The organism is Aeromonas aquatica (assembly GCF_000764655.1).
GTDB lineage: Bacteria > Pseudomonadota > Gammaproteobacteria > Enterobacterales > Aeromonadaceae > Aeromonas > Aeromonas aquatica.
This window is the reverse complement of record NZ_JRGL01000107.1, coordinates 1-25673: the sequence shown is the minus strand read 5'-3', so window position 1 is coordinate 25673 and position 25673 is coordinate 1. Positions and strand designations below refer to the sequence as shown.

Annotated in this window: 31 protein-coding genes and 3 tRNA genes; 21 read left to right on the top strand and 13 right to left on the bottom strand. The window is 63.0% G+C overall.

Features of this window, described 5'->3' with window-relative positions; translation table 11 throughout:
• Window positions 1–56: 56 nt before the first annotated feature.
• Together LG30_RS22125 and LG30_RS0113890 are read left to right on the top strand one after the other, a co-directional pair.
• Complete coding sequence (locus tag LG30_RS22125; RefSeq protein ID WP_152599279.1) at window positions 57–326, top strand: hypothetical protein; 270 nt, start codon at window positions 57–59, stop codon at window positions 324–326.
• Between the two features lie 141 nt (window positions 327–467).
• Window positions 468–941 (top strand): DUF4442 domain-containing protein, encoded by a 474-nt coding sequence (locus LG30_RS0113890; protein ID WP_033131293.1) that lies wholly within the window; start codon window positions 468–470, stop codon window positions 939–941.
• Window positions 942–1020: 79 nt separating this feature from the next.
• On the opposite strand, the gene ybcJ is transcribed toward LG30_RS0113890, so the two are convergent.
• The 4 genes from ybcJ to LG30_RS0113870 form a co-directional block, all read right to left on the bottom strand.
• Window positions 1021–1254, bottom strand: coding sequence for a ribosome-associated protein YbcJ (gene ybcJ, locus LG30_RS0113885; RefSeq protein ID WP_033131292.1), 234 nt, complete (start codon window positions 1252–1254; stop codon window positions 1021–1023).
• Window positions 1255–1427: 173 nt separating this feature from the next.
• The gene (locus LG30_RS0113880; RefSeq protein WP_033131291.1) at window positions 1428–1826 is read right to left on the bottom strand and encodes a MaoC family dehydratase; all 399 of its coding nucleotides are present in this window, start codon (window positions 1824–1826) and stop codon (window positions 1428–1430) included.
• Window positions 1823–3619, bottom strand: coding sequence for a class I poly(R)-hydroxyalkanoic acid synthase (locus LG30_RS0113875; protein ID WP_052101077.1), 1797 nt, complete (start codon window positions 3617–3619; stop codon window positions 1823–1825). Before LG30_RS0113875 ends, LG30_RS0113880 begins: the two co-directional genes overlap by 4 nt.
• Window positions 3620–3711: 92 nt before the next feature.
• Window positions 3712–4062: a phasin family protein gene (locus LG30_RS0113870; RefSeq protein WP_033131290.1), complete on the bottom strand. Its 351-nt coding sequence runs from the start codon at window positions 4060–4062 to the stop codon at window positions 3712–3714.
• 306 nt (window positions 4063–4368) lie between these two features.
• Here LG30_RS0113870 and LG30_RS0113865 point away from each other — a divergent pair, with 306 nt between their 5' ends.
• The 3 genes from LG30_RS0113865 to pdxY all read left to right on the top strand — a co-directional run bounded on the left by LG30_RS0113865 (window position 4369) and on the right by pdxY (window position 6981).
• Window positions 4369–4932, top strand: coding sequence for a VC2662 family protein (locus LG30_RS0113865; protein ID WP_033131289.1), 564 nt, complete (start codon window positions 4369–4371; stop codon window positions 4930–4932).
• A gap of 78 nt (window positions 4933–5010) precedes the next feature.
• Window positions 5011–5766: a DUF429 domain-containing protein gene (locus tag LG30_RS0113860; protein ID WP_033131288.1), complete on the top strand. Its 756-nt coding sequence runs from the start codon at window positions 5011–5013 to the stop codon at window positions 5764–5766.
• A 351-nt stretch (window positions 5767–6117) separates the two neighbouring features.
• Window positions 6118–6981: a pyridoxal kinase PdxY gene (pdxY, locus tag LG30_RS0113855; protein ID WP_033131287.1), complete on the top strand. Its 864-nt coding sequence runs from the start codon at window positions 6118–6120 to the stop codon at window positions 6979–6981.
• A 40-nt stretch (window positions 6982–7021) separates the two neighbouring features.
• Here the strand turns inward: pdxY and LG30_RS0113850 are convergent, their stop codons facing one another.
• The 4 genes from LG30_RS0113850 to cyaB form a co-directional block, all read right to left on the bottom strand.
• The gene (locus LG30_RS0113850; RefSeq protein WP_033131286.1) at window positions 7022–7330 is read right to left on the bottom strand and encodes an antibiotic biosynthesis monooxygenase family protein; all 309 of its coding nucleotides are present in this window, start codon (window positions 7328–7330) and stop codon (window positions 7022–7024) included.
• Between the two features lie 128 nt (window positions 7331–7458).
• Window positions 7459–7965, bottom strand: coding sequence for a GNAT family N-acetyltransferase (locus LG30_RS0113845; RefSeq protein ID WP_033131285.1), 507 nt, complete (start codon window positions 7963–7965; stop codon window positions 7459–7461).
• A gap of 276 nt (window positions 7966–8241) precedes the next feature.
• A complete protein-coding gene (locus LG30_RS0113840; protein ID WP_052101072.1) occupies window positions 8242–8634 on the bottom strand; it encodes an NUDIX hydrolase in 393 nt (130 codons plus the stop codon).
• 11 nt (window positions 8635–8645) lie between these two features.
• The gene (gene cyaB, locus LG30_RS0113835; RefSeq protein WP_033131283.1) at window positions 8646–9200 is read right to left on the bottom strand and encodes a class IV adenylate cyclase; all 555 of its coding nucleotides are present in this window, start codon (window positions 9198–9200) and stop codon (window positions 8646–8648) included.
• A gap of 267 nt (window positions 9201–9467) precedes the next feature.
• Here cyaB and LG30_RS0113830 point away from each other — a divergent pair, with 267 nt between their 5' ends.
• The 5 genes from LG30_RS0113830 to LG30_RS0113810 all read left to right on the top strand — a co-directional run bounded on the left by LG30_RS0113830 (window position 9468) and on the right by LG30_RS0113810 (window position 12329).
• Entirely contained in the window at window positions 9468–10313 is an 846-nt protein-coding gene (locus LG30_RS0113830; protein WP_033131282.1) for a DUF5718 family protein, read from the top strand.
• A gap of 232 nt (window positions 10314–10545) precedes the next feature.
• Window positions 10546–10878: a YnfA family protein gene (locus LG30_RS0113825; RefSeq protein WP_033131281.1), complete on the top strand. Its 333-nt coding sequence runs from the start codon at window positions 10546–10548 to the stop codon at window positions 10876–10878.
• A 21-nt stretch (window positions 10879–10899) separates the two neighbouring features.
• A complete protein-coding gene (locus LG30_RS0113820; protein ID WP_033131280.1) occupies window positions 10900–11346 on the top strand; it encodes a GNAT family N-acetyltransferase in 447 nt (148 codons plus the stop codon).
• 57 nt (window positions 11347–11403) lie between these two features.
• Window positions 11404–11865 (top strand): acetyltransferase, encoded by a 462-nt coding sequence (locus LG30_RS0113815; protein WP_033131279.1) that lies wholly within the window; start codon window positions 11404–11406, stop codon window positions 11863–11865.
• On the top strand, window positions 11862–12329 hold the full coding sequence (locus tag LG30_RS0113810; protein ID WP_033131278.1) for an ASCH domain-containing protein: 468 nt from the start codon (window positions 11862–11864) through the stop codon (window positions 12327–12329). Before LG30_RS0113815 ends, LG30_RS0113810 begins: the two co-directional genes overlap by 4 nt.
• A gap of 66 nt (window positions 12330–12395) precedes the next feature.
• Here LG30_RS0113810 and LG30_RS0113805 read toward each other — a convergent pair whose 3' ends face one another.
• A complete protein-coding gene (locus LG30_RS0113805) occupies window positions 12396–13808 on the bottom strand; it encodes a DEAD/DEAH box helicase (protein WP_033131277.1) in 1413 nt (470 codons plus the stop codon).
• 221 nt (window positions 13809–14029) lie between these two features.
• Window positions 14030–14527, bottom strand: coding sequence for a glutathione peroxidase (locus LG30_RS0113800; protein WP_033131276.1), 498 nt, complete (start codon window positions 14525–14527; stop codon window positions 14030–14032).
• A gap of 237 nt (window positions 14528–14764) precedes the next feature.
• On the opposite strand from LG30_RS0113800, the gene LG30_RS0113795 reads away from it, so the two are divergent.
• Window positions 14765–15373 (top strand): 2OG-Fe(II) oxygenase, encoded by a 609-nt coding sequence (locus LG30_RS0113795; RefSeq protein ID WP_033131275.1) that lies wholly within the window; start codon window positions 14765–14767, stop codon window positions 15371–15373.
• A gap of 211 nt (window positions 15374–15584) precedes the next feature.
• On the top strand, window positions 15585–16574 hold the full coding sequence (locus LG30_RS0113790) for a D-alanine--D-alanine ligase (RefSeq protein ID WP_033131274.1): 990 nt from the start codon (window positions 15585–15587) through the stop codon (window positions 16572–16574).
• 63 nt (window positions 16575–16637) lie between these two features.
• Here LG30_RS0113790 and LG30_RS0113785 read toward each other — a convergent pair whose 3' ends face one another.
• Entirely contained in the window at window positions 16638–17051 is a 414-nt protein-coding gene (locus LG30_RS0113785) for a VOC family protein (protein ID WP_033131273.1), read from the bottom strand.
• Between the two features lie 167 nt (window positions 17052–17218).
• Between LG30_RS0113785 and LG30_RS0113780 the strand changes: the two genes are divergently transcribed.
• Complete coding sequence (locus LG30_RS0113780; protein WP_033131272.1) at window positions 17219–18004, top strand: tRNA-uridine aminocarboxypropyltransferase; 786 nt, start codon at window positions 17219–17221, stop codon at window positions 18002–18004.
• Between the two features lie 287 nt (window positions 18005–18291).
• Complete coding sequence (locus LG30_RS0113775; RefSeq protein ID WP_033131271.1) at window positions 18292–19071, top strand: TSUP family transporter; 780 nt, start codon at window positions 18292–18294, stop codon at window positions 19069–19071.
• 201 nt (window positions 19072–19272) lie between these two features.
• Here the strand turns inward: LG30_RS0113775 and LG30_RS0113770 are convergent, their stop codons facing one another.
• Window positions 19273–20142 carry a LysR family transcriptional regulator gene (locus LG30_RS0113770; RefSeq protein WP_033131270.1) on the bottom strand — a complete coding sequence of 290 codons (870 nt, stop codon included), beginning with the start codon at window positions 20140–20142 and terminating at the stop codon, window positions 19273–19275.
• A gap of 51 nt (window positions 20143–20193) precedes the next feature.
• Window positions 20194–21111 carry a DMT family transporter gene (locus tag LG30_RS0113765; protein ID WP_033131269.1) on the bottom strand — a complete coding sequence of 306 codons (918 nt, stop codon included), beginning with the start codon at window positions 21109–21111 and terminating at the stop codon, window positions 20194–20196.
• Between the two features lie 166 nt (window positions 21112–21277).
• Here LG30_RS0113765 and LG30_RS0113760 point away from each other — a divergent pair, with 166 nt between their 5' ends.
• From LG30_RS0113760 to LG30_RS0113735, 7 genes are all read left to right on the top strand, one after another.
• Window positions 21278–22156 (top strand): helix-turn-helix domain-containing protein, encoded by an 879-nt coding sequence (locus LG30_RS0113760; protein WP_374941487.1) that lies wholly within the window; start codon window positions 21278–21280, stop codon window positions 22154–22156.
• 62 nt (window positions 22157–22218) lie between these two features.
• The gene (locus LG30_RS22885; RefSeq protein ID WP_274518503.1) at window positions 22219–22341 is read left to right on the top strand and encodes a hypothetical protein; all 123 of its coding nucleotides are present in this window, start codon (window positions 22219–22221) and stop codon (window positions 22339–22341) included.
• Window positions 22342–22418: 77 nt separating this feature from the next.
• Window positions 22419–24053 carry an ATP-dependent endonuclease gene (locus LG30_RS0113755; RefSeq protein ID WP_033131267.1) on the top strand — a complete coding sequence of 545 codons (1635 nt, stop codon included), beginning with the start codon at window positions 22419–22421 and terminating at the stop codon, window positions 24051–24053.
• Window positions 24054–24172: 119 nt separating this feature from the next.
• Window positions 24173–24892: a hypothetical protein gene (locus tag LG30_RS0113750; RefSeq protein WP_033131266.1), complete on the top strand. Its 720-nt coding sequence runs from the start codon at window positions 24173–24175 to the stop codon at window positions 24890–24892.
• A 274-nt stretch (window positions 24893–25166) separates the two neighbouring features.
• Window positions 25167–25243: transfer RNA gene (locus LG30_RS0113745), tRNA-Met, on the top strand.
• A 91-nt stretch (window positions 25244–25334) separates the two neighbouring features.
• Window positions 25335–25411, top strand: a tRNA-Met gene (locus LG30_RS0113740).
• A 123-nt stretch (window positions 25412–25534) separates the two neighbouring features.
• Window positions 25535–25611, top strand: a tRNA-Met gene (locus LG30_RS0113735).
• The last annotated feature ends 62 nt before the right edge of the window (window positions 25612–25673 follow it).

Sequence of the window (25673 nt, the reverse complement as noted above, 5' to 3'; positions counted from 1 at the left end):
GGCGCAAGCTGAGCAGTGGGAAGAGAGACAGTAGATGTTGAAAGGCTTGGGTATCCATGATGGTGGCCCTCAGGGGGATGACCTATTTCAAGGTTAGCCTTTCAACACGTAATTGGGACAGCGCCTTAAAAAACGGGGCAATGGGAGACAAAAATAATGCCCATCCGGGCCAGGACATCCCATTTTGCCATTTACCAAACAAATGTAATCCCTCTTTTCATTTGGATAATAAATACCTTGGGGCGGGTAAAACGCTCGTTAGTTGCCCTCGCTGGGACTATTGGGGGAGCGAGTGTGCCTATGTCGGCGCCGTTTTTAGCCGCTGAGGGCATCAAGAGCTGAGGGACGGGCGGTGGCTGGCTCGCAGAGCCGCTGATCGGATGCACGGGGTGCGAAATGGGTGCTTGTCTATTGGGGGAGATGCTGGCAACATTTCGGTCACAATCACTCATCGGATCAGTTCGCATATGGATTTGCAACGCTTCAAGGCCAACCTCGCCCTGCGCCTCTTCGCCTGGCGCTACATTCCCGTCATCGGCTTCTGTGCCCCCGTCATCGAGCAGATGGACGCCAAGGCGCTGCGCATCCGCATTCCGCTCGGCTGGCGCACCCGCAACCACCTGGGCAGCATGTATTTCGGCGCCCTGGCGACCGGCGCCGATCTGGTCGGCGGCCTGCTGGTGATGGAGAAGGGACGGACCAGGCGCAAGAAGGTGCATTTCGCCTTCAAGGATGTGCAGGGGGAGTTTTTGAAGCGGCCCGAGGCGGACGTGCGCTTCGAGTGTGAGGCGGGGGAGGCGATCGATGCCATGATCGACGAGTCGCTGGCGACGGGGCAGCGCATCAATCGTCCCATCCAGGTGGTGGCCACCTGCCCGTCCCTGAGCGGTGACGAGGCGATGGCGCGCTTCGTGCTGACCCTGTCGATCAAGGCCAGCTGAGCCAGAGACTCAGAGCCCGAAGAGGGCTCGGCCCATGGCCGGGCTCATCTTTCCCATCAGGACTCGGCAGTGTGGAGACTCAGCCGATCTCCGGGCTGATCCCTTCCTTCACGACCACCTTCATGCCGTTGAAGTTGACCACCTGGCCGGCCACTATCTTGCAGCGTTTGCGGGTCTCTACCTGACCGTTCACTTCGACCAGGCCATCGCCGACCAGCGCCTTGGCCGCGCCACCACAGTCGGCCCACCCCTGATGCTTGATAAGGTCGCACAGGGCAACGAAGGGGTGGCCTTCGAGCAGAAACGTCTCCATGAAAAATCCTCGCTAATGAATGCCGGGCACGGCAGGGCGGTTATTCTAGGCAGTTAGGGTCGGCAGGGAAAGGGTCAGGGCCGGATTGGACCAGAAAAAGTGGGGCAGGCGGCCATAAAAATGCAGCCCGGCAGAGCCGGGCTGCATGATCCTGAGGTGGGCTGTGCTTTCTCTTAGCCGAATTTCACCACGGCTTCCCCCGTCACGGCGAGGGCGCCGCTTGAGGTGAAGATGCGGGTTGCCAGGGTGGCGATGGGCTTGTCTTCGCGCAGGGCGATGATCTCCACCTCCGCCGTCACCTCGTCACCGACGAACACAGGTTGCTTGAAGCTGAGGCTCTGACCGAGATAGACGCTCCCCTTGCCGGGCAGATGCTGGCCCAGCAACCCGGAAAACAGGCTGGTCAGCAACATGCCGTGGACGATGGGACGCTCGAACGGCGTGCTGGCGGCAAAGGCCGGATCCAGGTGCAGGGGATTGAAATCCTCCGACAAGCCGGCGAAGGCGTTCACTTCCGCCGCGCCGAAGCGCTTGGTCAGGCTGGCCTTCTGGCCGATGGCGAGGGTGCTCATGCCGTTACCTCCTCTGTAGTGCCGCATGTAGTGCCGCTGAAGATGGGGTTGAGCCGCGTCTTGACGTAGCTGCCGGGGGCTTCCGCGAGGCCTTCAACGGGCACGCGGGCGGGGATGGGGTCAGCCTCCTCGCTTCGAGCGCTGATGAAGCCCATCATCTCGGGCCACCAGGAGCCGCCCTGGTGGGTTGCCCCCTCGAGCCAGGCCTGCGGGGTCTCGGCCTCGTTCTGGCTCTGCCAGAAGCCGTATTTGTTGGCCGCCGGCGGATTGATGATGCCGGCGATGTGGCCGGACTCGGCCAGGATGAAGCGCTGCTCGCCGCCGAACAACTTCATGCCCTGCCAGGTACCTTGCCAGAGCGCGATGTGATCGTCGATGGCCGACACCAGCAGCACCGGGGTCTTCACCTTGGCCAGATCGATGCGGGTCTGGCGGATCTTGAGCTCCCCCTTTACCAGCTGATTCTCCAGATAGAGCCGGCGCAGCAGGCTGTTGTGGGTCTTGCCCGCCACGTTGGTGCTGTCGCTGTTCCAGTGCAGCAGATCGAAGGCCACCGGGCTCTGCCCCTTGAGGTAGCTGTCGATGTAGTAGTTCCAGTAGAGGCTGTTTTCCCGCAGCAGGCTGAAGGAGACGGCCAGCTGGCGCCCGTCCATGATGCCCTTGGCCTCATTTTGGGCCTCCAGCGCGGCGATGATGGGCTCGTGGATGAAGATGCCGAGCTCGCCAGGCTGGGAGAAGTCCAGCAGGGTGGTGAACAGGGTGGCGGAGCGCACCCGCTGCTTCTGACGGCGGGCCGCCAGCCAGCCCATGGCGAGCGACAGTGCGGTGCCGCCGATGCAGTAGCCGATGCCGTGCACCTCCCGCTCGCCGGTGGCCGCCTCCACCCCGTCCAGGGCGGCGATGACCCCATCCACCACGTAGTCGTCGAGATCGACTTGGGCTTGGGCCACCCCCGGGTTGCGCCAGGAGATCATGAACACCGTCTGGCCCTGGGCGACCAGCCAGGCGACCAGGGAGTTCTGGGGCCGCATGTCCATGATGTAGTACTTGTTGATGAAGGGGGGCACGATCAGCACCGGCGTTTTGCCCACCGTCTCCGTGGTCGGGCTGTACTGGATCAGCTCATAGAGCTCGGTGCGTTGCACCACCCGGCCCGGGGTCGTCGCCAGATCCCGGCCCAGCTCGAAGGCGGACTCGTCGGTCAGCCGGATGTTGAGTTGATCGGCGCTGCGCTCCAGATCCTCGGCAAGGAGGGCCAGCCCGCGCACCAGATTCTGGCCGTCGGACTCCAGGGTCAGCTTGAGCAGCTCGGGGTTGGTCGCCAGGAAGTTGCTGGGGGCCATGGCGTTGATGTACTGGCGGGTGAAAAACCGCAGTCGATCCCGGCTCTTCTCTGGCACGCCTTCGAGCGCGTCCACCGAGGCCAGCAGGTGCTTGGCGGTGAGCAAATAGGATTGCTTGAGATAGTCAAAGATAGGTTGCTCGCTCCAGGCCTCGGCCTTGAAGCGGCGATCGCCGCGCTCCGGGGTGATCACCGGGGCGCTCTCCTGGCCCGCGCTCTTGAGCAGGGTGTGCTGCATCAGCTTGAGCTGATCCTGCCACCAGCCCATCTGCGCCTGGATCAACTGCCAGGGTTGCTGGCTGCTCTGCTCCAGCACCTGGCCGAGATCGTCCAGATTGGTCTGCAACAAAGCCTGTGCGGTACGCTCGGTCTGGGCCTTGGCCATGCCCATCAGCTTGTCGTTATAGTGGGCCAGGGCCTCGAACAGCGGGCCGTAAGATGATTGGCTCATGTTCTCTCCTTCACCCACGCCCGTGACGGGAACAAGCCCGTGCTGTCGAGTCGTGGGGAGATGTGGCTGCCCGAGTGGGCAGCCAGGGGTTATCAGGCCTTGCCCGTGCTCTTTTTGATGCCATCCGCGGTCAGGACATCCAGCTCTTCCTTGAACTGCAGACCCAGGGCATTGAGTTTCTGGATGTCATCCAGCATCTGGCGGGAGAGCTGGCTGGCGGTTTCCAGTTGCACTGTGCCGAGGGCGGCCAGGCTCTGGGCATCCTGCACCTTGCCCACCGCTTGCAGCTGGTTCAGACCCAGCTCGGCATAGGCGTTGGCGGAGGCCAGCTGCAACCGGGTCAGCTGTTCGATGTTGCTGGCCAGCAGCTGGTTGTAGCGGGTGAGCGGGGAGGTGAAACCTTGCATCTGCTCGGTAAAGCTCTTGAGGATATCCATATTCATCATGCGTCTCCATTTCGGCTGAACTGTATTGTTATGAGCCAGCGGGCTCTCTTTGTTGGGTACAACTTGTCATCCATGGTCACGCGGTGCTTGCTCTGTTCAAACACGCGTTTAACCATTCTGCAACTAAATGCGATTTGATGTAAATGACATAAGTGTTAATTTGCGTTTGAAATTTAATTTCAGGTGTTTCTTGTCAGGGATGGATTCAGACGGGAGGTGACGCAGGACGGCCGGTCGGGCCTCGTGCCACCGACTCTGCGCTGATAGTCTGGCAAGACGTTCAGATTGTTAAGGAATACCTAGATGAAATCCCTTGCCCTGCTGCTTGGTTGCGGCGCGCTGGCCTTGACTGGCGCCGCCCATGCCAGCACGCCGATCCAGATCTCGCTGCCCGGTATCAATCTGCCGGCATCCCATCAGGTCGAAGGGGCGCGCGCCTCCTTCCTGTATGGTCGGACCGGGCAGGTCAAGGGCATCGACTTGCCTGTGTTCGCGCTCTCCGACGTGGATCAGTTCACCGGCTTGCAGCTGGGCATCTTCTTCGGCGCCGCTCGGGTGCGCCATCAGTTTGGCGGGGTCGCCATCAACGCCGTCAACTGGCACGAGGGGCAGGACACCGGGCTGAACCTCGGCTTCGTCAACCTGACCAACAACGTGCAGGGCTTGAACTGGGGGGCGGTCAACATTGCCAAGGGCAATGCCCTGGCCAACGTCGGTTTCGTCAACTATGCCGAGCGCACTACCTTCCAGCTCGGTTTCATCAATGCTACCAAGCATCTCGATGGCTTGCAGATAGGCCTGGCGAACTACGCCGAGAACGGCGTCTTCCCCATCTTGCCCCTCATCAACTTCAAGAAATCCTTCTAAGGTACGGCCCCGGCCTTGCATTGGCGAGGGCAGGCATTACCCTGTGTTGCATCAATGGTGCAGAGAAGTGATCTTGAGATGACGACTGGTCATATGGATGCCATTGGCATCGGTTGGGACGTGAGAGGCTGGCAAGGCAACGCCCAGGCGGTGGCTGTGGTGGGTTGGCAGGCCGGTGAGCAGCGGCTGCACTGGCTGGGGGTCTCGCCCCTGTTTCGGCTGAGCTCCCGGGTTGCCCCGGATCTGGATGCCTTGCTGCGCCCGGCCCTGCAAGACGAGATTGGCTTGATGCAGGTGCTGGCCTGTCCGCAATTGGCGCTGGGGATCGATGCGCCGCTCGCCTTTCCACGGGCGCTCGCCGAGCTGCTGGCGGGGAGGGGGGCGCCATGCGCCGTGCCCCAGCGGGAGATAGACAATCCTTACGCCTATCGGGACTGCGAGCGCTGGTTGCATCAGCAGTACGGCAAGAAGCCGCTGTCGGCCACCTTCGACAGGCTTGGCAACAACGCGACCCTGGCGCTCTCCATGTTGCCGCGCCTCGCAGACTTGCAGCTTGTACCGACGCGGGTCCCACAGGCCGAGCGCGCCGTGCTGGAGGTTTATCCGGCCCTGGCCAAGGTGGCTGGCAAAACCTCGATGGCGAGAAGGGAGATCGCAGGTCAGCTGCCACCCGATGTCACTCCGGGGACGGATCGCTACGACGCCGCCCTCTGCGCCCTGATGGCGCTGCAATATGCCGCCAGAGACGCCGTCACCTCCTTGCCGTCCCTGGTCTCGGCGCCCGCCGATTTTCCCCTGGACGAGGGCTGGGTCTACCACTTCGCCCGGGATTGAAGGCCGGGCCTAGAGTGCTCATCGATACCTTGTGTACCTTGCCGGCAGCCAAAGCTGCCGGCTCTCTTCTCGTCATGTCTCTGAAGTAACCTGATCTTGGCATCAAAGGTGTTTGGATATCGCCCTCATATGCCATCAGACAAGAATGTGAAACCAACAAATCAGACTGCCGAGACCCTGTGCCCTGAAAACATCTCGCAACGCAGACGCCGGGGGGACAAGGCGACCAATATGCCGCTGGCGGGTGATTTTAAAGCACAAATGCCGAGTCGCGCCGGGAATCACTGGAAGAGCCATCTCTTCATCCGATATATTGCCTGCTTTCCTCATCCTTCTTCTGTGGTGGTTTCGATGAAACGCATTCTCTCTATCCAGTCCCACGTGGTGTTTGGTTGTGCCGGTAACAGCGCCGCCGTGTTTCCCATGCGCCGTCTCGGCATGGAGGTCTGGCCCATCAACACGGTGCAGTTCTCGAACCACACCCAGTACGCGGCGGGTTGGCAGGGGATGGCGATGCCAGCGGGTCATATCAGCGCCCTTTGCAAAGGCTTGGGGGATATCGAGGTGCTGGGGCAGTGCGATGCGGTGCTCAGCGGTTATCTGGGCTCGGCCGAGCAGGGGGATGAGATCCTGGCGGTGGTGGCGGCTGTCAAAGCGGCCAACCCGGCGGCCATCTACTTCTGCGACCCGGTGATGGGCCACCCGGAGAAGGGCTGCATCGTCGCCCCCGGCGTGACCCGATTCCTGACCGAGCAGGCGTTGCCGGCGGCGGACATCATGGCGCCGAACCTGCTGGAGCTGGAGACCCTGTGTGATGCCCATCTGGCGGATCTGACCCAGACTCGCGCCGCCGCTCACCAGCTGCTGGCCAAGGGGGTGAAGATGGTGCTGGTCAAGCACCTTGGCCGCGCCGCGAGCCAGTCTGGCCGCTTCGAGATGTTGCTGGCCACGGCCGAGGGAGATTACCTGATCACCCGGCCGCTCTATGAGTTTGCCCGCCAACCGGTGGGGGTGGGGGATCTGATCAGCGCCCTGATGCTGGCGAATTTGCAGGCGGGCTTCGATGCGGTGGCCGCCTTCGAGCGCACCAATGCGGCGGTGGATGCCGTGCTGCTGCGCACCTGGCAGGCTGACGCCTATGAGCTGCAGCTGATCGATGCGCAATCGGCGTTCGCCGAGCCCATGGTCGAACACAGGGCCGAGCGACTGGCCTGAGGGGGGTGATCGGCCCGCTATGCTGCGGGCTGATCAGCTTCTACTGCGGCGCTCCCCCGAGGCTGACCGCCTGAAAATGCTCGACCGTGGGGAAGGGGTCATAGAAGTGATGGAGCAGCGCCTTCCACTGCTGATATTGGGGGGAGCCTCGAAAGCCCCGGGTGTGATCCTCGAGCCGTTGCCAGTTGACCAGCAGCAGGTAGCGATGGGGGTCGGTCAGTGAACGTTGCAACTGATGGCCGGCGTAGCCTGGCATGGCGCTGATGATGCGCTGAGCCTGTTCGAACGCCAGCTCGAAGGCGGTACTCTGGCCCGGGATGATTTGCAGTGGGGCGACTTCCAATATCATGATGGCTCCTTGCCTGATAGAACTTATCTGAGTCAAAAGAGGCGCCATTTCAACAAGCTATGGCGCAATAAACAAGGCCAGCCGCGAGGCTGGCCTTGTTTATTGCGGGGGCGTCGAGGACGCCAGGTTCACAGTTGCTTGTAGAAGAACTGGGTCGCCGCGAGCGAGCCGTCGGCGTTTTTAGCGAAAGCCGGGATCTGGCCCGCCTCCTGATAACCGAGCTGGCGATAGAGGCTGGAGGCCACATCGCCCACCCGGGAGTCCAGCACCAGCAGGGTGCGATGGGCGTCACGGGCCCCTTGCTCCATGGCCTCCATCAGGGCGCGGCCCACCCCCTTGCCGCGAGCCTGGCTGTGCACCATCAACTTCTCCACCTCGGCCCTGTGACCGCCGTTGGCCTTGGTGCAGAGCGCCAATTGCAGGGCGCCGACCAGATGATGCTGGTCGAAGGCCACCCAGAGTCTGCGCACCCCGTCGGCCAGCTCGGCCTCGATGCCTTGCCAGTACTCCAGCCCCTGCTCTTCCTGCAGGGGAGGCAAGAAGCCCACGGAGGCACCATTGATCACGCTGTCTTGCAGCAGGCTGATCAACGCAGGCTTGATGCCTCTGGTGCTATCGACCTCAAGGATCTCCATCGACACTCCTCATTGTTTATGGATTTTTTACAAAAAAATCAAATGGTAACTAATTAGATCCTGCTCGGCCAACCAGCCAGCTGGCTATGAAGATTGCTGATCCATCGCACCTGCGCTTAGCGGATCAGCTCTTGCACCGTCAGCCATTTAAACAGCAGGCGGGAGGTACGGGAGAGACCTCGTCCGTGACCTGCGTCTAGCGGATCAGCCCCTGCTCGGCGAGCCATTTAAACAGCAGGCGGGAGGTACAGGAGAGACCTCGTCCGTGACCTGCGTCTAGCGGATCAGCCCCTGCTCGGCGAGCCATTTAAACAGCAAGCGAGAGACGGGGGAGACCTCATCCAGATGGCGGCTGTCGAGCCAGCGCAGTTCGGCGATCTCTGCCGAAGCGGTGGGAGTGCCGTCCGCCTCGCCTGTGTAGCAGCGCAGCCTGACCAGCACGCCTTCAGGCTTGCCATCGGCCTGGGCGCTGAATTCGCAGGCGAAGCGCAGGGTGTCGGGCCGCAGGCTGACCGCCAGCTCCTCGCCGCTCTCCCGGATCAGGGCCGCCTCGTCGCTCTCCCCGGGCTCACGCTTGCCGCCGGGGATGTAATAGATCTCCTTGCCGTGGGAACGCGCGCACAGCAGCTGTTTATCCTGAAAACTGAGCCATGCCAGTTTGTCTATCATGCTAACTCCTGTCATTTAAGTGAACCCTGCTGCTCGTACAGGGTGCGATAGGAGCGGGTCTCCCGTTGTTCGTCGTGGAGATCGAGCTCGGTCGCCAGCGCCAGCAACTGCTGGCGATAAGCAGGCAGGGCCGATTCATCGTCGGTCATGATGGCCAGCTCGGCAAAATCGCCGATCCCGGCCAGGTGGTCCAGGGTCAGGTGGAAGGGGCCAAGGAAGTAAATGCTGCGCCGCTTGTCGATGGTCAGCATCTGCTGGTAACTCAGGCTGTGCAGCATGCTGATGGCCTTGTCCGTGTCGCTGATATTGACCGCCTCGCAGCGATCCGGCCCCGGTCCCTTGACTATCCACAGCCGGATGCCGGAGGGCTGCATGATACGGATCAGCAGGCTCTTGTCCTGGCGTGCCAGGGTGCGCTCGGGGGTGTCGAAGTAGCAGTCCCGCTCCTGGTTGTCCTCCAGCATCACCTCGGGGTTGAGACGACCGAGGGCGGCAAGGAAGGCGGCGCGATCGGCGAGGCGGTACTTGAACTCCACCTCGAAGCGACCCTGAAAATGTGTGGCCATGGCAGCGTGCTCGACGACAAGACGGCAAATGAATAGGGCAGACTAGCAAAAGCGCGGGCCTTGCCCAAGCGCCTGGATCACAACCCGATGCTAATCGCCGCCTTTATGCACACCTGGTTCGTGAAAACTCGGGCTGGCGCACAGCCCGCGGCAGGGTGGCTGGGCGCCGCTCTGGGGCTGTGCTCTAATAAGCTCCCTCTTTGGCGGTAGTGCCGCCCATGATCAACGACAGCGGCGGCGAATGGGCCGGCGCGAGTGGAGCCATAGATGCAGATCACGCAATTGAGCAACTTTATCGGATTGGGGGTGGCGGGCAACTTTGCCGGCCATCTGGAGCAGGCGGGCGAGGCGGCGGACTTCGTCGCCGTCAAGGTGGTGGACAAGGTGGCCCCCAAGGCGCTGTTTCCCTTCTATGTGCCCTCCCATCCGGGCCAGCTCGGGGTCTTCCCCTTGAGCGGCGACGCCATCTTCCTGCCGGAGGCGGCGGTCAGCGGCGATGAGAAGGTGCAGATAGAGCCGGAAGTCGCGCTCTGGTGCGAGCTGGAGTATGCGGGGGAGCAGGTGGTCGCCATTCGTCCCAAGGCGTTTGGCGCCTACAACGACTGCTCCATCCGTCGTCCCAACGCCAGGAAGATCAGCGAGAAGAAAAACTGGGGTGAGGAGAGCAAGGGGCTGGCCGCCACGCTCTTGCCGCTGTCCGGGTTTGCCGAGGGCTGCGAGCTCGATGACTATCGCATCGCCTGCTATCTGGAGCGCGGTGGCGAGCTGCACCCTTACGGCGTTGACAGCGCGGCGGTGGATTACAGCTACTTCCATCAGCAGTTGCTCGACTGGGCCATCGACAAGTTCAATCATCAGCAGGATGAAGGCCCGGCCGAGCACATTCAGGGGCTGCTGGCCCAGGCGGGGCGTCCGCACCATGCCCTCATCAGCATAGGCGCCACCCGCTACACCCCCTTCGGCGAGACCCACTTCCTCCAGCCTGGCGACACCGCCTGCGTGCTGGTCTACCCCGCCAGCCGCTACGGCGAGCAGGATATTCAGGACGCCATTCGGGCCCGCCGTTTTGGCCCTGACGTCTCCGCCCTGCTGCAGGCGGTCAAGACCCGCTGATGCAGTCACAAGGCCCGCCACCCGGCGGGCCTTGTGCCATCTCCCACCGGTTAGAAGCACTCTTCACGCCGTCTCTCTCTTCGTATTCTGTTGCATGGCACTGTCAAGTTCCCATCCGCCACCGCTCGCGCGCTCATCGGGGTCTCCCCTGCAAAGGCGATTGCAGCGCCAGGATATAACAGTATGATTTGCCAAAAGAAGTCCATTCTGTCTGCAAGGATCCCCACTACTCATGGTCGAACTCAAGACCCTGGCCCTGTTTCTGGTGACCGCCGTCGCCGAGATTGTGGGCTGTTACCTGCCTTACCTCTGGCTGACCCAGGGAAAGAGCGTCTGGCTGCTGCTGCCGGCGGCCCTGAGCCTCGCGCTATTTGCCTGGCTGCTCTCCCTGCACCCGACCGCCGCCGGCCGTGTCTATGCCGCCTACGGCGGCGTCTACATCTTCGTGGCCATCCTCTGGCTCTGGGCCGTGGATGGCATCAGGCCCACGCTGTGGGATCTGGTCGGCGCCGGGGTGGCTCTGGTCGGCATGGCCATCATCATGTTCGCCCCAAGGCCCGCATAAGGTGAGATCAGGAGAGTGTCCATGGTGGTGATCAGGGAGTGTGGATCCCAGGACTTGGCCGGGCTGCTTGCCCTCTATGAGGAGCTGAGGCCCCAGGATCCCGCCCTGAGCGAGTCGGCCGCAAGGGAGGGGCTGGCAGCGCTGCTGCGCCAACCCCATACCCGCATTCTGGTGGCCCTGGTGGATGGCCAGCTGGCATCCAGCTGCCAGCTCGGGGTGATCCCGACCCTGACCAACGGCGGCAGACCCTTTGGCATCATCGAGCATGTGATCACCGGCGCGGCGTTTCGTCGCCAGGGGCTGAGCCATCGGCTGCTCGATCGCACCCTGGCGCTCGCCTGGGAACTGGATTGCTACAAGGTGATGCTGCTCTCCGGGGAGGGGCGAGAGGCGGCCCACCGTCTCTACGAGGGGTTGGGATTCAAGGCCGGTATCGAGCGGGGCTTTGTTATCAAGGCGCCGCAGTGAAAGGCGTGGCGCGTAGGAGTAACCCTCGGGCTACTCCCCCATGGATCAGAGGTACATATGCAGATTGAACCGGTAGAAAGAAGCAGTTACCAGATCCTCATCGCTATCTGGGAGGCCTCGGTGCGGGCCAGCCACCACTTCTTGCAAGAGGATGATATAGCGGCGCTAAGACCTTTGATCCTGGAGCACTATTTCGATGCCGTGAGCCTGCACTGTGCTAAGGGGGAGGATGGCGAGATCGTCGGTTTCTGCGGGGTGGCCGATGGCAATCTCGAGATGCTGTTCGTGGCCCCCGTGGCGATGGGGCAAGGGGTTGGCCGCCAGTTGGTGGAGCATGCCATCGCACGGCAAGGGGTGATCCGGGTGGATGTGAACGAGCAGAACGAAGGGGCACTCGGGTTTTACCGGCGGCTGGGATTTGCGGTGGTGGGGCGCTCGGCTCTGGACGGTCAGGGCAGGCCCTATCCGCTGCTGCATATGGCGCTGGCACAGGCAGATCGGCGCGAGGAGCAGAGATGACCCCGGCTCAGCAGGCCTTTATGGATGCCTATCTGGCGACCCTGAGTGCGGCACAGCGCCGCGTCATCCCTCAGACAGTGGCAGAGCATTTTTGCGCCGACGAGGCCAATGCCAACGAATGTGCCCGCCTGATCGCGGCTGGCATCAAGCGCGCCTCCTGCAGCCTGAAGGCCGCCTATGAGCAGGAGAGGGAACCGCTGCCCAAAGTGGGTCGGCTCTGTCTGGTGTTGAACTGGGCCCAGGAGCCGGTCTGCATCGTTCGGCTGACCGAGGTGTCAATCTGCCCATTCGAGGCGGTAGATGCCGCGTTTGCTGCTGCCGAAGGGGAGGGTGATGGCAGTCTTGCGTGGTGGCGTGATGCCCATATGGCGTTTTTCACTGCCTTCGCGGCCAAGGTCGGGGTGCCCTTTCGCGAGCAATCCGAGCTGGTACTTGAGCACTTCGAGAAGGTCTATCCCGCCTAACCGATGGCTGCGAGACGTAAAAAAACCGCCCAAGGGCGGTTTTTTTATTGTGCGGACGGGGCGGCATCACTCCTCGTTGGAGTTGTCCTGATAGTCGTCGCGCTGGGTCTTGGGCAGGCGGCGCATGGGGGTGAAGCCGATGTCTTCCCCCACGATCTCGCGCTTGCGAGCCGGGGCCGGCTTCTTGGGAGCATCCCCCTTGGGCTTGCCACCTCTGGCGTTGTCTTTGGCGCCCGGTTTGCCCTTGGCTGCCTTGTTGTTGTGCTTGGCGTTGGCATGACCGCGATCCCGCGACGGGTTCTGCAGCGGCTTGTTTCCCGGCAGGGTCTGACGGGTCAGCTTGCCGCTTGGCTCGTAGCCTTCCAGGATCTCGCTCGGGATGCTCAGGCCGATCAGCGCCTCTATGGCGCCTAGCTGCTCCTGCTCATCCAGGCTCACCAGGGAGATGGCCTCGCCGCCACGACCGGCACGGCCGGTACGACCGATGCGGTGGATATAATCCTCGGCCACCTGGGGCAGCTCGAAGTTGATCACGTGGGGCAGGTTGTCGATGTCGAGGCCGCGGGCGGCGATGTCGGTAGCGACCAGCACCCGCACCTTGCCTTCACGGAAATCCGCGAGCGCCCGATTGCGGGCACCCTGGGTCTTGTCGCCGTGGATGGCGACGGTATCCAGACCATCTTTTACCATCTGCTCGGCGAGCCTGTCGGCAATCTGCTTGGTGCGCACGAACACCAGCACCCGTTGCCAGTTGTTGCGACCGATCATGTGGGAGAGCAGCTCGCGCTTGCGCTCGCGATCCACCTTGATGATGCGCTGGTTGACCTGTTCGGCGGTGCTGTTGCTCGGGCTCACCTCGATGAGGGTCGGGTTTTTCAGCAGATCGTCCGCCAGCGCCTTGATGTCGTCCGAGAAGGTGGCGGAGAACAGCAGGGTCTGCCGCTCCTCCGGCAAGGCCTTCATGATGCGGCGAATGTCGGTGATGAAACCCATGTCGAGCATGCGATCCGCTTCATCCAGCACCAGCACTTCCAGCGCGCTCAGGGTGAGGGCGCGCTGGGTCAGCAGATCCAGCAGCCGGCCCGGGGTGGCGACCAGGATGTCAACGCCGAGCTTGATGGCATCCAGGTTCGGTTTGATGCTGACGCCGCCGTAGGCGATCAGGGTGCGAAACGGCAGGTGGTGGGCGTATTTGATGATGCTCTCGCCCACCTGGGCAGCCAGCTCGCGGGTCGGGGTCAGTACCAGGGCGCGGACCTGACGACGACCGCCACGGCCGTGATTGGCCAGCAGACGGTGCAGCATGGGCAGGGTGAAACCGGCCGTCTTGCCTGTGCCTGTCTGGGCACCGCCCAGCACGTCCTGTCCCGCCAGAATGGCCGGAATGGCTTGCTGCTGGATGGGGGTGGGCTGTTCGTAACCCAGCCCCTTGACGGCCCGCAGTATGTGCGGTGACAGACCCAGTTCATTGAATGACATGTTCGAGAGAAACTCCGAGCCTTGGGCTCAACAGGGGCGGCGCTCAACTGGCCGCACGACATGGAAAAGATTGTGGGCGCGTAATATAGCAGAACTGCGGCCACTGCGCAGTAGTCCTGTGGGGCTGGGACCGGCATGGGGAGCGCGGAAGATCCCGGCCCTCCCGTGGCCGGGGAGGGCTATCAGCCATGGCTGCTTGGGTTATAGCTGGCAGGACGTGTTTATGACGAATGCCGAGCCCCCTGGAGCAGGGCACCGATCTTGTCTGCCAGCTCCTCGGGCTTGGTCTGGGGGGCGAACCTGTCCACCACCTGGCCTTCGCGGCTTATCAGGAACTTGGTGAAATTCCACTTGATGGCCTCACTGCCGAGCAAGCCGGGCCTTTGTTGCTTCAGCCAGCGATAGAAGGGGTGAGCCTGCTCGCCGTTGACCTCGCACTTGGCCAGGATGGGGAAGCTCACCGGGTAATCCACCGAACAGAAGCGGGCTATCTCTTCGGCATCGCCCGGCTCCTGATGACCGAACTGATCGCAGGGAAAGCCCAGGATCACCAGCCCCTGCGGGCCGAATTGACGATACAGGGCCTCGAGCCCGGTGTATTGGGGCGTGAAGCCGCAGCGGCTGGCCACGTTGACGACCAGCACGACCTTGTCTTGCAGCTCGGTGACGGGCAAGTCGCTGCCGTCGAGGCGTTGCAGGGAGAGGGAGGGAATGGGCATGGCCGGCTCCTGATTGTGTGGGGGACTAGGTGATTGAGATGAATCGGGTGCTTATTCAGGGCATTGTCTGCACGTTAACGGGCCCGGGGCGGCGGGGCAAGGGGGAAATGCGGCTCTCCTGGCTCTCTGCCACGACCCGTATTGATGGCGGGACTTCTTAAGAGAAGCAATCCGGTTTGTGCCGGGGCCCCGAAGCCGCTACAAAGCGCATTCTCTCCACTCGTTGTGAGCCCAATCTTGGACTATCAAGCCGTCATGGATGCCCTTTACACCCGAGGATGGGTGATAGTGGATGATTTTTTAACCGCCGAGGAGGTGGATGCCCTCAAAGGCTGCCTGCCCAGCGACTGGCAACCGGCGGGCATAGGGCGAGAGGGGTTGCATCAGGGCAATCCGGAGATCCGCCGTGATCAGATCCACTGGCTGGAACCCGATCAGGGAGCACCTGTGCTGGAATACCTGGCTCGCATGGAGAGCCTGCGTCTGGCGGCCAATCGCAGCCTGATGCTGGGGCTGTTCGACTACGAAGCCCATTTTGCCCGCTATCGTGAGGGGGATTTCTACGCCACCCACAGAGACGCCTTCGCCGGTCGCTCCAACCGCCGTCTCACCTCGGTGTTCTATCTCAACAACGGCTGGGCGCCTGAGGCTGGCGGTCTGCTGCGGGTCTATGACAACGACGAGCAGTTTCTGATGGACGTCTCCCCCAAGGGCGGGCGGCTGGTGTTGTTCCTGTCCGAAGAGTTTCCCCACGAGGTGCTGCCCGCGAGCCTCGAGCGTTACAGCATCGCCGGCTGGTTTCGGGTCAATGGCAATGCCTTGGGGCGGGTTGATCCCCCTCGCTAGGCGCCAACAAGACTCTTTCTGACACAGCCGTGACTATCCTCCGCGCCTTTCTGGCCCCATGAGGGGGAAGAGGGGCGCCATCAGCTGACAAGGCGTTATCGCCCTTGTACACTGGCCGCACTTATGTTCGTTTCTGGCTTCGCCCGGTTTTTTCGTGCGGTGGATCATCACAGATCATGGCGAAGCCGCTTCTCCCAAGGGATCACATCTAATGAAGAACATGCATGTTTTGCTGCTGTGCGGCGGCGGTGGCGCCGAACACGAAGTCTCTCTGCGTAGTGCCAATTTCCTCGAACAACAGCTAGCCCTCCTGCCCAATGTCGAAGTGACCCGGGTCGAGATGTTTGCCGATCGCTGGCTCAGTGCCGACGGCCGCGAGTGCAAGCTCGGGCTGGACAAGCTGCTCTCCTTCGACAGCGTGGCCCGTCCGGTGGACTACGTGGTGCCCTGCATCCACGGCTACCCGGGTGAGACCGGCGATCTGCAATCCTTCCTCGAGCTGGCGGGCCTGCCGTATCTCGGTTGCGACGCCGAGGCGAGCAAGATCTGCTTCAACAAGATCAGCACCAAGCTGTGGTTCTCCGCCCTTGGCATCCCCAATACCCCCTATCTGTTCCTGACCGAGCAGGACGAGGCGGGCATTGCCGAGGCAAAAGCCGCCCTGGCCAAGTGGGGCAAGGTGTTTATCAAGGCTGCCTCCCAGGGCTCCTCCGTGGGCTGCTATGCCGCCAGCAACGAGGCCGAGCTGCTGCAGGGCATCAAGGATGCCTTCGGCTACTCCGAGCAGGTGCTGATCGAGAAGGCAGTCAAGCCGCGCGAGCTGGAAGTGGCTGTCTATCAGTACGGTGACGAGCTGGTGGCGACCTATCCGGGCGAGATCTGCGTGCCGACCGACAAGTTCTACACCTACGAAGAGAAGTACAGCAGCGCCAGCCACACCGAGACTGCCCTGCGAGCCGAGGGCCTGACCCAGGCACAGTCCGATGCCATCCAGGCCTATGCCCTCAAGGCATTTCGTCAGCTCAAGCTGACTCACCTGTCGCGCATCGACTTCTTCCTGACCGAAGAGGGGGAGATCCTGCTCAACGAGATCAACACCTTCCCGGGCATGACCTCCATCTCCATGTTCCCGAAACTGCTGGAACATCACGGCCACAGCTTCGCGCACTTCCTCGAGCAGGCGCTGCGCAAGCCCGCCTGAGTGCGACACGCATAAACGAAGAGGGGCCTGCTGGCCCCTCTGTCATATGGGATGCTAATCGGCTCACATGGGGGCCGAAGTAAACAGCCAGATATGGGCCCCTTGCGGATCGGCGATGAGCGCCATGCGTCCGACGGTGGGGATGTCCATGGGCGGCACCACCACTGAGCCACCATGCTGGGCGACCTTGGCGAGCCTGGCGTCCACATCGTCTACCGCCACATAGGTTGCCCAGTGGGGCGGCACGCCTGCCATCTGGGGATTGCCCTTGGTGGACATGACACCCGCCACCGGCCGACCGTTGGCCACCAGCATGGGATAGTCAAATCCCTCCAGCGCCGTCTGCTGCACCTGCCAGCCGAGCACCTCGGTATAGAAGCGAGCGCCGGCCTCGCCATCGGGCACATAGAGTTCGTGCCAGGTAAAGGTCGAGCCTTCGGCCAGGGCGTGTTCCCGGGCCATGTCTTGTTCTGCCATCTTCTCCTCCTGTGTCCCATCAGTATCCCGCGGGTGGGATCATGGGTGACGACCAAGTATAGAGCGCAGCGCCATGGCTGCTGCCTGGCTGCACCCTTGCGGCCCGGGGAGCCGCTCGCTACAATCTGGCCCCTTTTGTCGTGCCAATGCACCGCCGAGCCGCCCCCATGAAGCCAATCCCCGACCACGCCGTCAATCGCCTGCGCCTCTGGCGCAAGAGCATTTCGACCCGACCCTTCCTCGCCCGTGGCGGCGCCGTGCCCCGTTGCGAGGCCTGCCAGCTGCGCCATGCCTGGTGCGCCTGTGAATGGCGGCCCGAGCTCAAGGCCGAGGCGGGTTTTTGCCTCTTGATGTACGACAGCGAGCCGATGAAGCCCTCCAACACCGGCCGCCTCATCGCCGATGTGCTGCCAGAGACGACCTGGGCCTTCCTCTGGAAGCGCACCCAGCCCCACCCCGAGTTGCTGGCCCTGCTCAGTGATCCGGCCTGGCAACCCTATGTGGTGTTCCCCGCCTGCGAGAAGGAGCCGGCGCGGCTGACCGAGCGGGTGGTCCTGGCCGAGGGCAAGAGGCCACTCTTCATCCTGCTGGACGGCACCTGGCCCGAGGCGCGCAAGATGTTCAACATGAGCCCCTATCTCGATGGCTTCCCCGTGCTGTCGGTGCGACCGGATGCGCTCTCCACCTATGGCATGCGGGTGGCCAATTGTGACGAGCACCTGTGCACCGCCGAGGTGGCGGCCTGCGTGCTGGAGGTGGCCGGTGAGATCAAGGCCGGCCAGGCGCTGCAACTCTGGTTTAACCTGTTCAGCAGCCGCTACATGGCAGGCAGAGTGAGTCGGGCGCCCGGTGAGGACGAGACACCGCTGCTACGGGCTCTCGACGACATCAATCTGGGGATTGCGGCGCCAGCCGCGGAGATCGGCGGGTCAAACGCAGCCGCTCTGATTTAACCTGTTCAGTAGTCGCTATATGGCCGGTCGGGTGAGGCGGGCCCCCGGTGAAGACGAGACGCCGTTGTTGCAGGCGCTCGACGACATCAAGGGGGTGGCTGACTCTATCCGATGGGGATCCGACGCTGCCTGAGCCGCTGGGGCAGACTGATGAAAATCAGGAATCAATTGGCTGCCATCGTTTCGTTAGCCTCATGAGCGAGAGCCCGCTAGGATAGCGACCAGCTTGACTCATTCAGGTTCCCGGCGCGGGTGCGGCGGGCACCACAATCACACGAGGTCTATGGATGGAATTGGAACTGTACACCCTGGTCGCCCTGTTCGGGGTGGCGCTCATCGCCGGTTTTATCGACGCCATCGCCGGGGGCGGCGGCCTCTTGACGGTGCCGGCCCTGCTGGCCACCGGCATGCCGCCAGCCCTGGTACTCGGCACCAACAAGCTGCAGAGCAGCTTCGGCTCCTTTTCCGCCACTTGGTTCTATGCTCGCAAGGGGCTGCTGGAGTGGGCCATGATCTGGCCCGCGGTGATCTGCACCTTCATCGGCGCGGCCGTCGGCACCCTGGCGGTGCAGACCATAGATGCCGCCATCCTGGAGCGGCTGCTGCCCTTCCTGCTGGTCGCCTTTGCCTGCTACTTCTACTTCTCACCCCGGGTGAGCGATGCCGAGAGCCAGCGCCGTCTCACTCCCATGCTGTTCGCCCTGCTGGTGGGTGGCGGGGTCGGCTTCTATGACGGCTTCTTCGGGCCGGGCACCGGGTCCTTCTTCGCCATCGGCTTCGTGGCGCTGGCGGGTTTTGGCATGGCGCGGGCCACGGCCCACACCAAGTTGCTCAACTTCACCTCCAACATCGCCTCTTTGCTGTTCTTCGCCCTCGGCGGCAAGGTGGTGTGGAGCGTGGGATTCTGCATGGCGCTCGGCCAGTTTATCGGTGCCCGCGCCGGCTCCAAGCTGGTGCTGAAGAAGGGGGTGAAGCTCATCAAGCCGCTGCTGGTGACCGTCTCCCTGTTGATGTCGGCCAAGCTGGTCTGGAGCCAGTATCCCGAGCTGTTCGCCTGGGTCGGTTAGGTGATGGCTCAGCCGATGTCCGTTGTAGCATGCTGCTCTGGAGTCAATAGATCAGCCAGGTGATGTCACCTGCTGATGTCTGTTGCAGCATTCTGGTCTGGAGTTAGTCCCCCGAGCTGTTTAGCTGGGTGGGCTAGGCGGCAGTCACCTTGCTACCGGGATTGAAGAAAAGAAGGCCGCGTTATCGCGGCCTTCCTGTTTCTATCCCTGTTTAGCGAGCCCCTTTACCTGGGCGAAGTGGGCCCTGATCCCCTCGACCAGCCGGGCGATGCGCTCCCGCTGCAGGCTGCTCTGGCGGTAAACCAGGTGCAGAGGCCGGCCCAGCCCCGGCAAGGGGCGGGCCCGTTTTCCTTGCTCGCCCACCAGAGACAACAGGCCCGCCGGCAGCAGCACCGGGCCTATACCGGCCTTGGCCAGCTCGATGAGGGCCAGATAGGAGTCCAGCTCCATGCCGGGCACCAGCCCGAGGGCGGCCAGGGGTTCGCGCAGATAGCGGTTGGAGGGATTGTCCAGATCCATGGTCAGTATGGGTTGCCCCTGATCATGAGATCGCCGCTCCCCCTGATCCGCGTCGCCCACCAGATAGAAGGGCTCCTCCAGCAGCAGCTCGGCACAGAGGCCGTGGCCGGGGGGCAGCCGGCCGGCGCAGATCCCGAGCAGGGCATCGCCGCCGCGCACCCGTGCCAGGATCACCGGGGTGTGGTGAGTGGAGAGGGCGAGATGGGGATCGTGCTCAAGGTAGCCGTGCATAAAGCGGGCGAGGTAGCCCGCCAGCAGGGTCTCGGAGCAGGCGACGGGCAGGGGGGTACTGTCGGTGAGGGTCTGGCTGTCTGCCAGCACCCCCTTCATCTCCGCGAGGCTGGGTGCCACCCGGGCGAGCAGCTCCAGGGCCTGGGGGGTGAGCCTGATCTGGCGGCCATCCGGCTCGACCAGCCTCTTGCCGAGGCGCAGCTCGAGCTGTGCGATGCGCTTGCTCACCGCCGACTGGCTGATGTAGAGGCGGCTGGCCACCTTGGCCATGGTGCCCTCGCTCGCCAGCAAGCTGAGTGTCTCCAGCCCTTCCAGTAACATATCGCCTCCCGTCATCCTCGTTGGAAGGGGTTACCTTAGGGGCTGCCGCGCTCAGGGGCAAGTGCCGTTTGCCGCCTTGGCAGAGGGCCAGCGCCAGCTCTTCAGGGGCGGGGCGAAGATCACCAGATTGCCGAGCAGGCTGATCATCACCCCCACCACGGAGACCGTCTGCCAGACGAAGCCCTCATACAGGGTGGAGAGGCTGAGCGCCACCAGGGGGAACAGCACAGTGGCGTAGGCGGCCTTGCTGGCGCCGATGCGCCCCACCAGGGTGAGGTAGGCGGTGAAGGCGATGACGGAGCCGAAGATGGCCAGATAGACCATGGCCGCGAGGTAGCGGGGCTCGGTCGGCAGGACCAGGGATTGGCCGAGCACAGTGACCCAGCCCAGCAACAGCACCACCCCGTACACCATGCCCCAGGGCACCATCTGCAACACCTGATAGCCCTGACGCTGGCCGCGGGCCGACACCAGATTGCCGAGTGAAAAACAGAGCGTCCCCGCGCAGGAGAACAGCAGCCCCTTCCAGGCGTTTGCACCCAGTTGCGCATCCGCCAGCACCGGCCAGAACAGCAGCAGCGTGCCGACGAGCCCCAGCAGGGAGCCCTGCAACCAGCGCAGACCCGGCTTTTTGCCTTCGAACAGCCAGAGGTTGAGGCCGTTGAAGATGCTGGCACTGGCAAAGATCACCGCCGACAGGCCGCTCGGGATGTAGAGGGTGGCGTGGTAGAAGCAGAGGAAATTGGTGGAGAACAGCAGGGCGCCGAGCAGGGCCGCGTAGCGCTGACCCGCCCATGGCAGGCGCGGGAACTTGCCGCTGATGGTGAGCAGGGCAAACAGCGCCAGGGCCGCCAGGGCGAAGCGGTAGAGCACCGACACCTCGATGGGGATGGGGCCGAGCTGCCAGGCGATGGCGATCCAGGTGCTGCCCCAGATGAGGACGGTGGAAATATACAACAACAGGTTCATAAGGGATCCGGTGAGATAAGAAGAACAGTATGGTGTTCAGCATGGGCCGCCAGGCGTGCGCTGGCTTACAGCATCTTGCGGTTTTTTTGGTGGGGCCGCTGCGGCGGGCCCGAGGGACGGGTAAGATGGGACAGGATAAGGACGAGGCACAGGCAGGTTGCAGCAGATGAGACAGGCGGGAGTATTCGATGCACTGGTCAGCACGGGGGCGCGGCTGGAGGATTCCTGCTGGCTGGAGCCCGGGCTCGGGGTTGCCAGCTGGCGCAACTGTTACGATCAGACCCGCTACCACAAGCCCGGCCATCACACCGTCAGCGTCTACCTGCAGGGGGGTGAGCAGACCGAGCGGCTGGACGGGCCCGGCGGCCACGGTGGCACCGGCAAGGTGTGCATCATGCCGGATCACCACAGATCCGAGTGGCTGGTGCGCGAGGAGTTTCGTTTCTTTCACCTCTATTTCAGCCCCGATCACCTCGCCCGCATCGCCGAGCAGGCCTGTGACAAGGAGGGGCGTCATCTGGTGCTGGAAGACAAGACCTTCATCGATGATCCCCAGGCCGCGGCCCTGGTGCAGGCCCAGTTGATGAAGCTGGACTGGCAGCACGGGGTCGATCGCATGGCGCTCTCCCACGGCGCCTGGATGCTGATGTTGCACGCCTATCGCCACCACACCCGGGAGGCACCCAGCCTGCCCGAGGTGCGCGGTGGGCTGGCCCCCGTGGTGATCCGGCGGGTGCAGGAATACCTGCTGGCCCATCTGGCCGAGCCCGTCACCCTGAGCGAGCTGGCCCGGGAGGCGGGCCTCAGCGAATACCACTTCGCCCGCATGTTCGGCCAGAGCCTGGGCTGCCCGCCCCATCGTTACCTGCTGGGGCTGCGGCTCAAGCGGGCCAAGCTACTGCTGGCGGGGCGCGATCCCCTGGCCAGTATCGCCGCCCAGTGCGGCTTCTCCTCCCAGGCGCACCTTGGCAACCGCTTCCGGGAGGCCTTCGGCCTGAGTCCGGGGCAGTGGCGCGCCCAATTGTCATCCGCCTGTCACAGATAATGCTGAGACTCTGGGTAAAAGAGGTGTAGCATCCGCCCCTTATTCATTTAAAGGAGTGCCCATTGAATCATCGCAAGCGTCAGACCCGTACCCGTCATCTCTGGTTCAGCCATTGGAATGCCCCCAAGACCCGCCTCTGCATCCCCGCCGTCCCCGAACCCCTCGTTCCTCACAGTTCCCGCTGAAAGTCACCACGACCCGGTAGGATTTTGCTGGCAACTTTGCCACTATGACGCCATCAGGATGTACTGGGGATGGCCTCATGTTTCTGGAACGTATTGAAGTCAAAGGTTTTCGCGGGATAAATCGCCTCTCGCTCGGGTTGGATCACACCACAGTCCTCATCGGCGAAAACGCCTGGGGCAAGTCCAGCCTGCTGCGCGCCCTCTGGTGCCTGCTGGGGGATGCCGGCCCCTATCAGTTCACCCGCGATGATTTTCACCAACCGGAAGATCCCGAGCTGGCCTCGTCGCGCCACTTGCAACTGGTGCTCACCTTCAGCGAGTACCGACCCCAGATGTGCCAGCACTCGCACCGGCTGGCGCGCCTCGGTGCGGCCTGGATCCCGCACCGGGACAAATTTCACCGCATCCACTACCGCGCCAGCGCCGAACTGCAAGATGACGGGGCCGTGCTGACCACCCATGACTTTCTCGATGGCATCGGCAAGAGCCTGGCGCTCGACAACAACGCCGAGCTGGTGCGGCTGCTCATTACCATGAACCCGGTGTTCCGGCTGCGCGATGCGCGCACGATCCGCGATGGGGTCGAGATGCTGCCCTGGGGAGACTTGTCCACGCAGCGGCTGGGGGAGCTGTCCGGCAAGCTGACGGATGAGCCACAGCGCATCGGCGAGCCGGAGCTGAAGGAGGCCTTGCTGGCGGTGCGCCAACTGATGGAGCACTACTTCAGCGCGCTGGCGCCCATCAAGAACAAGCCGCGCAGCCAGCGTGAGATCGTCAACAAGCCCATGACCCTGCGCAACCCCGGCAACCTGCAGATGTTGCTGCGCAATGCCGACAACCGGGCCCTGCAACTGGCGATGGCGGGCATGGCGGCCATGCTGCTCAACGCCCGTGGCAACCGGGAGCTGACGCAGGGGGCCAGGCCCATCATGATCCTGGAAGACCCGGAGAGCCGGTTGCACCCGACCATGCTGGCGCTGGCCTGGGGCCTGCTCGAACAGTTGCCAGGACAGAAGCTGCTCACCACCAACTCGGGGGACCTGCTCTCCTCCTTGCCGCTCAACCAGGTGCGCCGGCTGGTGCGCCGCCAGCAGGACATCCTCTGCCATCAGCTGGGCGGCGAGCGCTACAGCAGCGATGATCTGCGCAAGATCGCCTTCCATGTGCGCATCAACAGGCCCATGTCGCTGTTTGCCCGTTGTTGGCTGCTGGTGGAGGGGGAGACCGAGATCTGGCTGCTCTCCGAGCTCGCCCAGATCTGCGGTTACAGCTTGCGGGCGGAGGGGGTGCGCATCATCGAATTTGCCCAGTGTGGCCAGGCGCCGCTCATCAAGGTGGCGCGCGATTTTGGCATCGAGTGGCATCTGCTCACCGACGGCGACGAGGCGGGCACCAAGTACGCCAGCTCCGCCCGCTCCTTGCTCAAGGGCGAGCGGGAGCGAGACAGGATCACCCAGCTGCCGGCGGCCGACATAGAGCACTATCTCTATCAGAACGGGTTCGAGGCGGTGTTTCGGCGCGAGGCCGGGGTAGGGGGACGCTCGGCCCTCAATGCCGGGCGCATCATCTCCAAGGCCATCCATCATCGCAGCAAACCCGGCATGGCGCTGGCGGTGGTGGAGGAGGCGGAGCGACTCGGCAGCGAACGCATTCCGCCGGTGATCCGGCAGATGTTCGCCAGGGTGGTCGCCCTGGCACGGGGACAGAGCTAGATCCGGCGATCGTCTTTGCCAGCGTTGGGGATGGGGGGGAGTTTGGATATACTTCCCCCTCTGTTTTTGTTGGCGGGCGCCCCTTGAGCTCCCGTTGTCTGTCTGCTGTCGGAGACCCTATGTTTGTCCAACTTCCTTTTTGGCTCTTTCCCCTGACCGGTCTGATGGCCCTGGGCGCCCTGATCGCCCTCGGACTGGTGCTGTGGCGCGGGGATCTCTGCCCGGGCCAGCGCTCGCGGATCACCAGTCAGCTGTTCTCCATCTGGGTGATCACCGGGCTCTCCCTGATGCTGGCCATCGAGGCCGGGATGCGTGGCTGGCTCGTCTGGAGCGGTGGCGCCGCCCTGATCCTGGGGATCGCCCTGTCGCTGGCTCAGTCTCGGTTGGAGGGCAAGCGCGCCATCCCGTCCAACGTATTGTGGCTGCCAGCCATGCCGCTCGCCCTGTACGGGGTGGGGCTGCTGCAGATCCAGGGCTGGCTCGGCGGCGTGCTGCAGATGGTGTTGCTGGGGGCGGCCTTCGCCCACCTGATGCTGTTGCGTGCCCGCCATCGCTTGCAGGCGTTCAATCTGCTGCTGCCACTGGCGGGGCTGGTGGCCGCCATCCTGAGTCTGCTGTGGCTGGCGGCGTTGGTGGGTTGGCAGGGCAACAGCGAGGGGCTCGATGCGCTGATCCCCGGGGTGCTGACCCAGGCGGGCCTGCTGGTCGCCGCCCTGCTGCTCTGGTTCAGCCCCCTCTATCGCCGGCAGGAGACGGCCCCCGTGGTGGTGTCGACCAGCCTGTGCGGTCTCATCATCGCCCAGCTGGCGGCGACCAGCGTGCTGCATCAGCTGGTCTGAGCCCTCGGCATGGATGCCTGACGACAAGGCGAGCCCGCCCCCTTGATCCGGTGCGGGCTTTTTCATGGGGAAAGCGCGTCGTCAGGCTGGCGTGGGTGTCCAATATGGTGGGGACGCATAGCTCCGATGTCGGGCACAGATCTGCTAGCTGACTGAAAAATATGCGGTTTGTTGCAAAAGACAACAACATCTGGTGGTTTAACCCTCCAATCAATTTTTTTTAGGATAATTACTTGCAATCTCAGCGCTGGCGCCTATTATTGGCGACCTCAGACGCGGGGTGGAGCAGCTCGGTAGCTCGTCGGGCTCATAACCCGAAGGTCGTCGGTTCAAATCCGGCCCCCGCAACCATCTGAGTGTCAGCGTCGAAAACAGGGTTCAACTGGTTAACGATGAAGACGAATCGAATTGGCTACTGCTCGGCCAGTTTGAAAAATGCGGACGCGGGGTGGAGCAGCTCGGTAGCTCGTCGGGCTCATAACCCGAAGGTCGTCAGTTCAAATCTGGCCCCCGCAACCAACTATTTGTGTGTATGGCACGGCATCTGCCGCTGCGATGCTGCGAAGACACAAGCTGCTACTACTCGGCACTCTTGTGGTAGAGAATGTGGTGAAAAGTCCTGGCAACAGGCAACAATTCGGACGCGGGGTGGAGCAGCTCGGTAGCTCGTCGGGCTCATAACCCGAAGGTCGTCAGTTCAAATCTGGCCCCCGCAACCAACTATTTGTGTGCATGGCACGGCATCTGCCGCTGCGATGCTGCGAAGACACAAGCTGCTACT